We start from the raw sequence: 7,566 nt of genomic DNA, 5'->3' as shown, positions 1-7,566 counted from the left end.
TTCTAAGATTTAAACGCTTGAATTTGAACGCTTCTCTGAACAAAATGCGCATTCAAGGAGTAGTATCATGACATCATTGTTTTTTGTGCACGGTCTGTGGGCAACGCCAAGAATTTGGGAAAACTACCAAGATTATTTTTCTAATCTTGGTTATCGGGTTATTTGCCCAGCACTGCCTCAGCATTTCTCTAAGAATCAAGCACAACACCCTGCCCAATTGAGCTTACAAAACTATGTTGATCAACTTGAAGAAGACTATCGACTGGTCGCCGAAGAAAGCAATCATATTGTTATCGTCGGTCACGGGGCGGGATGTGTTCTGTCACAACAGCTAGCTATGCGCACTGAGCCTGATGCACTTATTCTTCTTGCTCCAGAAGCGGCTGCAGGGCTAGGTAATGCATTTCCAACCACTCGCGCCCTGAAAGATGTTTGTGCTACGCCTTTGTTCTGGCAAAAGGGGGTAAAGCCTAGTTTTAAATCTGCCCGCGAATATTTGTTCAACACAATGACTGAAAAACAAGCGCAAGCTGCTTATTCACAAATGTGTTTTGAATCAGGCTTAGCACTTAAAGAATTGTGGTTTTGGTATCTAGATACGAAGAATCGTTCAGAGATTGAAAGAGAAAAAATCGACTGCCCAATTATGACCTTAGCAGGAGCCAAAGATCGCTATAGTTCAGCGAGAACGGCTCGCCGCATTAGCCGGCATCTCGGTCAAGGACGGCATTTCCACCGTTTGCAAAAGTTTGGGCACATGATCCCGCTTGAAGACACTCACTTTGAGGTCGCGAAACAAATGCATGTTTGGCTATGCTGGCAACTTGGTATGCAAAGCCAAAAAAACAAAGCGGTTTAAGCGAGTTTAAAAACCGCTGTATCGAAGTCCATCCCTTTTAAATGGCTTGCATGAAGCTGACTCATCGTTCCCTTTTCGCAGAACAACAAATAGCGTTTTGCTTTATCTAAGCGCTCAGTTTCACTCATCAGCTCATAGAAAGGAATATGCAAGACTTCATTGTTGGTCAAGGTAAGCGGAGATTTATTCGCCTCTTCAGGGCCTCGAATATCAATCACCACATCACCAACTTTAGGTAATGTCGTTACATCAACATCCACCACATTTTTCTGCTGATGCATAACCTGATCAATTTTTTTAACGACGGCATCTTCAATCGCTTGATCTAAAACAGAAAAATCAAAATTACCTTCTTCTTCCTCTACTTTAGCAAGCTTCGCACAGGTAGTTGGTTTGTCCGAAATCACACCACAGTACTCCGGCATATTCTTTGCGAATTCTTCGGTACCGATTTTTGCAGACAATCGAATGATATCGAGCTTATCCATCGTAATCAGAGGACGCAAAATGACTGTCTCAGATACACGATCAATAACATTCAAATTTGTCACGGTTTGACTAGAAACTTGAGCGACTGATTCGCCTGTCACAAGCGCGGTCACATCCATTTTCTTTGCTATTTCTTGCGCAGCACGAACCATCATTCGTTTAAGCACCACTCCCATATGTGAATGGTTAACGTGCTTGAGAATCTCACCCACAACACCTTCAAATGGCACCGAAATAAAGTGGACTCGATGAGAGCGACCATATTTTTCCCATAAATACAGAGAAACTTGCTTAACACCGATTTCATGCGCGTCACCGCCGAGGTTAAAGAAACAAAAATGCGTTTTTAAACCTCGTTTCATTGTTAAATAACTAGAAACGGTTGAGTCAAAGCCACCAGAAATTAACGACAGCACTGGCTCTTGCGTGCCAATAGGAAAACCACCTAAGCCTTCATAGCGCTCAGAAACGGTATACAGCGTGTCGTCGCGAACTTCTAACTTTACGGTCACATCAGGCTGCTTAAGAGAAACGCTTTCAGGTTCGCATGAACGAAGCAATGCGCCGCCCAAATAACGTTCTAGCTCACTGGAAGCAAATGAATGTTCTCCTGCACGCTTTACACGAACAACAAAGGTTTTCCCTTTGATTTGCTCCCCGTAAGTGTCGGCACAGATTTGAGCAATATCATCGAAACGGGAATCAATCCCTTCTAGCTCGTAGCTATCAACTTTTAAAACATTGGATATGCCAGGAATGCGCTGCAAAGCGTCAACGACCTTCGCTTCATCATTCTCATACCCAGGTAATAAACGTACTTCAAGCTTATCCCAGAACTCCTGAACCTTAGCCCCTTCAGTTTCTTTCAGTAACACAACTTGAACGTTTTGGCGCAATTGACGCACCAAACGCTTACGAACAGGCTTACTTTTAATGGTAATTTCAGGGAAAAGTTTGACGATAAATTTCATGCTGTCTCTCAAACCAAAATTTCTAGGCGCGGTATTCTATATGAAAACAATGCCAAAGTAGCAGCAATTTACAGTTCTTCACTGTCGTCAACACTATACTTACAGTGAAAGCCGAAAACTTACGTCGAAGGAGAGTGCGTATGAACAACAACGGTATTAATGCTCGCGTCACACCTAAAGGCAATATGGACATATTGTCTCGACACGAAGTGAATCTCCTGCGCAACAAGAAAAACGAACAACTACAAGAGCTGTTTCGTCGTTGCGCACTCGCTGTGTTGAACTGTGGATCCTTAAGTGATGACGGTGAAAGTCTCTTAGAAAAATACAAAGACTTCGAAATTAACGTCATTCAACAACCTCGAGGCATAAAACTCGATATTAAGAACGCGCCTGAAAGCGCCTTCGTTGATGGCTATATGATTCAAGGTATCAATAATCATTTGTTCTCAGTAGTGAGAGACATCATTTACACAGACAGTGTCATGATGAAAAACACGAGCTTGAACCTTAAGTCTTCAGAGCAAGTTACGAACTTTATTTTCCATTTATTACGTAATGCAAACCTGCTTAAAACAAACTGTGAGACAGATATTGTTGTGTGCTGGGGTGGTCACTCAATCAAACGTAACGAATACGAATACACGAAAGAAGTTGGCTATCAGCTTGGTTTACGTGCATTGAATATCTGTACTGGCTGTGGCCCAGGTGCGATGAAAGGCCCGATGAAAGGTGCTGCGGTAGGTCATGCAAAGCAACGCCATGCACTGGGACGATATATCGGTGTCACGGAGCCAGGCATTATTGCAGCAGAGTCTCCAAACCCAATTGTAAACGAGCTAACGATACTGCCCGATATCGAAAAGCGACTTGAAGCGTTTGTGCGCCTTGGACACGGAATTATTGTCTTTCCTGGTGGCGTCGGCACTGCTGAAGAGATTCTGTATATTCTCGGTGTATTGATGCACCCAAAAAACAAGGCGATGCCCTACCCCTTGGTGCTAACTGGCCCCGAATCAAGTCGGGATTATTTTGAAATGATCGATACCTTCATCGGACAAACACTTGGTACAGAAGCGCAAGTGCTCTATAAAATCATTATTGATGATCCAGAATCTGTCGCCAAATATATGAAATCAAATCTCGAAAAAGTCAAAACATATCGTCGCAAACGCCGCGATGCGTATTACTACAACTGGCTACTGAAGATTGATCCTATATTTCAAAAGCCTTTTGAGCCGACACATGCATTGATGGCTAACCTTGACCTCCATAAAGATCAAGAGCCTCATCAGCTCGCCGCCAATCTACGCTGTGCTTTTTCAGGAATCGTTGCAGGTAATGTCAAAGCGCAAGGATTAGCTGAGATCAAAAAACACGGGCCCTTTCAAATAGCAGGTGATCCAGAGATTATGTTATCGATGGATAAGATGTTACGCGCTTTTGTTGATCAAGGAAGAATGAAGCTGCCCGGTAGTACGTATAAGCCTTGTTATCGTATCGTGAACAAATGAATGCTAGTTGTTAAATAGCTTTGGCAAGAGCATTGAAAAAGCCGAACGATGTTCGGCTTTTTCAATCATTAAGCGTTGAACGCTTTTATTTCAATGTGCTGAAGTATTCAGCAAGGTTCTGCATATCCGCATCAGTAAGAGCAGCCGCCTGTGCTTGCATGATTGCAGCCATTCCACCATTGCGCTGTTTCGCTTTGTAAGCCTTCAAAGAAGAGACCAAATACTCTTTATTCTGTCCCGCCAAATTAGGGTAAGTTTTGATCGTTGCAATGCCATTTGCACCATGACAAGCAGCACACACAGCTGACTTAGCTTTACCTGCAGCGGCATCACCTGCCATCGCAAAACTAGAACCTAAAGTAACACTCACAATCCCAGCCATTAGTACTTTCTTTAACATATCCTTCTCCTAACAATGTGTACTACTTCTAATCAAATAAAGTCAGTGTAGCAGAGAACTTTGAAATACAAAGTGTCTCGACTTTAACTAGATCAAGTCTGATCTCAAAACCTTATCTTGTCACTTAATCTTGCAACCACTTATACATAACTAGTGCATCCACGAACCCAAGCTTTTGATGATCAAATGCTTTGAGTAAACGGCCCACCGTTTCGAAACCTAACTTATTCCAGAGATGGACCGCTGCACTATTCGAAGCAACAACCAAGTTAAATTGCATTGCCTTATAGCCAAGCTTTATAGCGATGGACTGCGAATGTACACATAATTGGCTAGCAATCCCTCCGCCCCGATACGAAGGCGATACCATATAACCACAATTGCTAACATGCGCGCCCAAGCTCGCTTGATTCGGTTTAATGTAATACGTAGCGACCACTTCGCCAGATTGCTCTGCAACATAGGTAAATTGAGGCATGACCATCCACTGCTGAAACCCCTCTTCTTTGCTCATATCAGGAGAATAAGGATAACTATCGCCAGCACGAACAATGTCGCTAAAAAATGGCCAGATACGATCCCAATCAGCCAGCTGTGCTTCACGAATATTCAGGGATAACGCCATGTATATTGTTCCCTCTCTTGTACGATCACTCACCCTTTAATTAGGGGAACTCGCGCAAAACCTATTCAATTAACCGGATAGAACTCTCATTTTCCGAATAGAACATTTCTCTAAATCATACTTTACGTTAGCATTCGATTTAATAAGAAAAACTTTGAGACTTGTCAGTATGTTACGTCTTCTTTCAGTAGTTTTAACAGGCTTACTTTTAGCCAAAACAGCACATGCAAATGCACTTCAGCCGCTCACTATGTGCGTCTTCGACTTTGTTGGCCATGATGGCCCCATCCACAAAGAAATGAAGGAATACAAAATCGATGCCGTGCGTTGGGGTGTTGATTTGTCTTTTAAGGTATATACCGATGATCGTGTCGCCTCAGAAGAGTTTAAAAATGGCGTATGCGATATGCTCAACTTACCTGGCATACGGGCACGCGAGTACAACTCATTTACAGGCAGTATTAATGCCGTTGGCGCATTGCCAACCTACGACCATCTGGCCATCGTCATCAAATCTTTAAGCAGTCCTGGTGCTGCGAAAATTATGCGCAGCGGCGAATATGAGATCATCGGTATTGCGCCGATCGGTGCGATCTTCTTATTCGTCAATGACAAGAGTATTCAGAACCCAGAAGATATGGCTGGCAAGCGTGTCACCGTGCTCGATAATGCGCCTGAAACAGAATATTTAGCGACACGTATCGGCATGACGCCAGTATCATCAAGTATTGCTAACGCACTCCAAAAATTTAATAACAAAGCGGTCGATATTACCGGCGCACCGGGCTTAGCTTACGAGCCTATGGAAATGTACAAGGGCCTTGAGCCAGGCGGTGGCGTTATCAAATGGCCAAGCTTGCAGATCACCATGCAGCTAATTGTTCGTTGGGAAAAAGTACCTGAAGGTTTTGCGCAAAAATCTCGTGAACTGATGGCGAGCAAATATAAAGATCAAATTCGTAAAATCGTTGATAGCGAACTAACAATCCCTGAGAAATACTGGATTGAAATTAGCGAAAAAACCGAAGACAACTGGAGTGAGCTGTTCCGCGAAAGCCGCATCGCCCTGCGTGAGCAGGGAGTCTATAACGGCAAAGCTTTAACCTTGTTCCGTAAGGTTCGCTGTAAGATTGATCCTCAACTAGCGGAATGTACTTCGAAGGATAGAGAGTAGAATCTTTTTATTCTTTGACACTTTCTAGTTTCAACACATTTTTTCTATTTCGGTTTTCGTCCAAAAGGACGAGTTAAGGGAGTGCGCTGACACTCCCTTAACAATGACTCAGGCCACCTTCTCTTGCTTCGCAATTCACCTTGTCCAAGTCAGCGTCTACTTCCTAGCCCTTCGGGTTCATTCGCTGCTCAACAATAAACAGCGCCTGCGGAACTCGCCTTCGGCTCAAACAGTCCTCGGCATAAAGCCGTTTATTCTCTGAGCAACTCATCTAGTCAGAAGGGGTAGTGGGTGCAAAGAATAAAACTTATCGGAATGGCTAATTCCCCATCTCGAGGGACGAAAGCTCGCCGGCGAAAATCGGAATAACGCGAGGACTGTTCGAAATCCGCATCGCGGATAAGTTCCGCAGCGCCGATTTACGCAAGAGTTTGAGTGTAGCCGAAGGCCCCGAAAATTGGGGCGCATTTAGATCCTTAAGACCTTTGGCGTCAAAGGTCTTAAGGGGTTTTCGGCCGCCGCCGACAGGAACAGAAGTCTAGAAACAAGAAAGCTTCAAAGAATCAAAAAACTAAAATCAAAACACGCGCTGCCAATACCCAACATCAATCCATTGTCCGAACTTTCGCCCAACTTGTTCAAGGTGTGCGACTTTCTTCATGCCAAATTTTTCATGTAAGGCTTCGCTCGCTTCATTCGGCAAAGCAACCACCGCCATCACTGCATGCACATCAAGTTGACTCAAACGCTCAAACAAAGCCTGATACAACATTGAACCTACGCCTTTATGATGAAGATTGGCATCGAGATATACGCTAACTTCTTTGGAATAACGATACGCAGAGCGCTCACGCCAAGGCGCAGAATAGGCATATCCAAGACCCTGACCATCTTGCTCCGCGACTAACCATGGTAAGCCAAGTTCTTGTACTTGATTAATTCTTGTCAGAATCTGATTAGCGTCAAGAGGCTCTTCTTCAAAGGTGACGACCGTATGCTTAATATAATAGTTATAGATATCCGCGATGCGTTCAGCATCAAAAGCTTGAACATCACGGATTAAATAAGAGGAGTTAGACACCGTCTAATTATTAAGGCTTGCGAACAACAAATGGCACGGTGACTGAGCCGCTTTCTTTAAACTCTAAGACTAGCTCTACTTCATCGCCTTCCGCCAAGGCCTGCTGTAGGCCCATTAACATGATATGCATACCATGCGGTTTTAATTCGCTAGTTTCGCCTTCAGACAAAGACATAGACGCAACGGGACGCATACTCATAACGCCATCACTCATCATGCTCTCGTGAATTTCTGCTTTGTTAGCAATAGCCGATGATACTGCGATGAGCTCATCAGCATGCGAAACGTTGATCTTCGCATATGCCGCCGTCACCGTGGCATTTGGTGGCATCAAACGAACCCACGCGTCTTCTACTTTAGGCTGCGCTAATGTTTGACCAACTAGTCCCATACACATAAAGACCGCTAGAAAAGCTGTTATTACTTGTCGCATTTATATCTTCCTTTCTCTGA

Annotated in this window: 8 protein-coding genes; 3 read left to right on the top strand and 5 right to left on the bottom strand. The window is 43.9% G+C overall.

What is annotated here, in order from left to right; genetic code table 11:
* The first annotated feature begins 67 nt into the window (after positions 1-67).
* Complete coding sequence (locus A3738_RS25380) at positions 68-859, top strand: carboxylesterase (RefSeq protein WP_068476001.1); 792 nt, start codon at positions 68-70, stop codon at positions 857-859.
* Here the strand turns inward: A3738_RS25380 and thiI are convergent.
* On the bottom strand, positions 856-2,319 hold the full coding sequence (thiI, locus tag A3738_RS25375) for a tRNA uracil 4-sulfurtransferase ThiI (RefSeq protein WP_068476002.1): 1,464 nt from the start codon (positions 2,317-2,319) through the stop codon (positions 856-858). The two genes, A3738_RS25380 and thiI, sit on opposite strands and share 4 nt — an antisense overlap.
* 140 nt (positions 2,320-2,459) lie before the next feature.
* Between thiI and ppnN the strand changes: the two genes are divergently transcribed.
* Positions 2,460-3,833 carry a nucleotide 5'-monophosphate nucleosidase PpnN gene (gene ppnN / locus A3738_RS25370; protein ID WP_068476003.1) on the top strand — a complete coding sequence of 458 codons (1,374 nt, stop codon included), beginning with the start codon at positions 2,460-2,462 and terminating at the stop codon, positions 3,831-3,833.
* 85 nt (positions 3,834-3,918) lie between these two features.
* Here ppnN and A3738_RS25365 read toward each other — a convergent pair whose 3' ends face one another.
* Entirely contained in the window at positions 3,919-4,233 is a 315-nt protein-coding gene (locus tag A3738_RS25365; RefSeq protein WP_068476004.1) for a c-type cytochrome, read from the bottom strand.
* Positions 4,234-4,357: 124 nt separating this feature from the next.
* A complete protein-coding gene (locus tag A3738_RS25360) occupies positions 4,358-4,858 on the bottom strand; it encodes a GNAT family N-acetyltransferase (RefSeq protein ID WP_231876761.1) in 501 nt (166 codons plus the stop codon).
* A 169-nt stretch (positions 4,859-5,027) separates the two neighbouring features.
* Here A3738_RS25360 and A3738_RS25355 point away from each other — a divergent pair, with 169 nt between their 5' ends.
* Positions 5,028-6,032 (top strand): putative solute-binding protein, encoded by a 1,005-nt coding sequence (locus tag A3738_RS25355; protein ID WP_068476005.1) that lies wholly within the window; start codon positions 5,028-5,030, stop codon positions 6,030-6,032.
* Positions 6,033-6,609: 577 nt separating this feature from the next.
* Here A3738_RS25355 and A3738_RS25350 read toward each other — a convergent pair.
* Entirely contained in the window at positions 6,610-7,113 is a 504-nt protein-coding gene (locus tag A3738_RS25350; protein WP_068501635.1) for a GNAT family N-acetyltransferase, read from the bottom strand.
* A gap of 10 nt (positions 7,114-7,123) precedes the next feature.
* On the bottom strand, positions 7,124-7,546 hold the full coding sequence (locus tag A3738_RS25345; protein WP_068501638.1) for a copper chaperone PCu(A)C: 423 nt from the start codon (positions 7,544-7,546) through the stop codon (positions 7,124-7,126).
* Positions 7,547-7,566 lie beyond the last annotated feature (20 nt).

It is taken from the genome of Oleiphilus sp. HI0066, from assembly GCF_001635725.1.
This window is presented reverse-complemented; position numbering and strand designations above follow the sequence as displayed.

What these genes read in the sequence shown, in the direction of transcription:
- A3738_RS25380 (WP_068476001.1), top strand. Translation starts at nt 68, where the DNA reads ATGACATCATTGTTTTTTGTGCACGGTCTGTGGGCAACGCCAAGAATT.
- thiI (WP_068476002.1), bottom strand. Translation starts at nt 2,319, where the DNA reads ATGAAATTTATCGTCAAACTTTTCCCTGAAATTACCATTAAAAGTAAG.
- ppnN (WP_068476003.1), top strand. Translation starts at nt 2,460, where the DNA reads ATGAACAACAACGGTATTAATGCTCGCGTCACACCTAAAGGCAATATG.
- A3738_RS25365 (WP_068476004.1), bottom strand. Translation starts at nt 4,233, where the DNA reads ATGTTAAAGAAAGTACTAATGGCTGGGATTGTGAGTGTTACTTTAGGT.
- A3738_RS25360 (WP_231876761.1), bottom strand. Translation starts at nt 4,858, where the DNA reads ATGGCGTTATCCCTGAATATTCGTGAAGCACAGCTGGCTGATTGGGAT.
- A3738_RS25355 (WP_068476005.1), top strand. Translation starts at nt 5,028, where the DNA reads ATGTTACGTCTTCTTTCAGTAGTTTTAACAGGCTTACTTTTAGCCAAA.
- A3738_RS25345 (WP_068501638.1), bottom strand. Translation starts at nt 7,546, where the DNA reads ATGCGACAAGTAATAACAGCTTTTCTAGCGGTCTTTATGTGTATGGGA.